Origin of the sequence: Undibacterium sp. Ji83W (genome assembly GCF_049340385.1) — a bacterium.
GTDB lineage: Bacteria > Pseudomonadota > Gammaproteobacteria > Burkholderiales > Burkholderiaceae_D > Undibacterium.
This window is the reverse complement of sequence record NZ_JBMPOZ010000062.1, coordinates 1-957: the sequence shown is the minus strand read 5'-3', so window position 1 is coordinate 957 and position 957 is coordinate 1. Positions and strand designations below refer to the sequence as shown.

Sequence of the window (957 nt, the reverse complement as noted above, 5' to 3'; positions counted from 1 at the left end):
ACACGTTGAAGCAAAAGGCACGACGGCATTTTGAAACAAGCGTGTGGTGGCGGGGTAAATTTTATCGCGGTGTGTTGCGAGTATGTGGTTCGACTACTTGACTATCGGGGGCTAATGGGTGACCCCGGATGCCTTTTGTGCCTTTTGCGGATGCCTTTTGTGCCTTTTGGGATGCCTTTTGGAGTGAAATGAGATGGAAATATCTAATAAAGACGCCGAATTGTTTAGATCACTAGTACTTGATGCTGATGAAGAGCCAACGTTTGATTTGCTGAAATATTGTTTGACTTGGCCGGATGAAAGGCCAATAGGACGCCTGAGTACTGAGGGTAGTGAATTTCTTTCCGACTTGTGGATAGTTCGTGGTTTTATTCATAGATCTTTGCCTAAAGATCAGTGGGGGCTAGATCCACTATATTTTGAGGAAGTGTGGGAATTTGGTTTGGCGAATTTCGAACAATGGCCTGGTTTTAAAAGACTTGTTTTATCTGAAAACGACAAAACGTATTTGACAAGCTGCTTAGCTACTCCTTTATTCACGATTTAGTCGGGGCAAATACTACGAGTATCTTGAGATCTGACTTATCATTGCCGTTGAGCGGCAGATACAACCAAATGAATCAGCCAAAAAATTTAACTACCGTGCTGTTCGAAACGAAGACCAGGCATCAGTTGCTTTTGGGTGACGAAGCATTCGTTGAAAAATACCAGCATCAATTACGACAAGAGGAACTACGTGAGGTTTCTTTGGCACATCGCCGTTCAGTCACGCTGCCTCTTCAGGCTTATCAACAAAAATATGCAGATTTCCGTAGTGTAGAATTGTTGGGATGTTAGACCTGATAATCATCTAGCCGCCTCCCTCCGCTGGCGTTAGCCAAAGGAGTAAAGTTAAGGTGCGAACGAAACTTTAACGGGGAGGACGGTATGTTATTTTGCGGCATAGACCTACATTCG

Annotated in this window: 2 protein-coding genes; both read left to right on the top strand. The window is 44.0% G+C overall.

What is annotated here, in order from left to right:
* Nucleotides 1-193 precede the first annotated feature (193 nt).
* On the top strand, nucleotides 194-547 hold the full coding sequence (locus ACO0LD_RS31720) for a hypothetical protein (protein ID WP_423013528.1): 354 nt from the start codon (nucleotides 194-196) through the stop codon (nucleotides 545-547).
* 68 nt (nucleotides 548-615) lie between these two features.
* The gene (locus ACO0LD_RS31715; RefSeq protein WP_423013526.1) at nucleotides 616-837 is read left to right on the top strand and encodes a hypothetical protein; all 222 of its coding nucleotides are present in this window, start codon (nucleotides 616-618) and stop codon (nucleotides 835-837) included.
* Nucleotides 838-957 lie beyond the last annotated feature (120 nt).

Bases quoted from the DNA above. Each gene is read 5' to 3' on its own strand.
- ACO0LD_RS31720 (WP_423013528.1), top strand. From the start codon at position 194: ATGGAAATATCTAATAAAGACGCCGAATTGTTTAGATCACTAGTACTT.
- ACO0LD_RS31715 (WP_423013526.1), top strand. From the start codon at position 616: ATGAATCAGCCAAAAAATTTAACTACCGTGCTGTTCGAAACGAAGACC.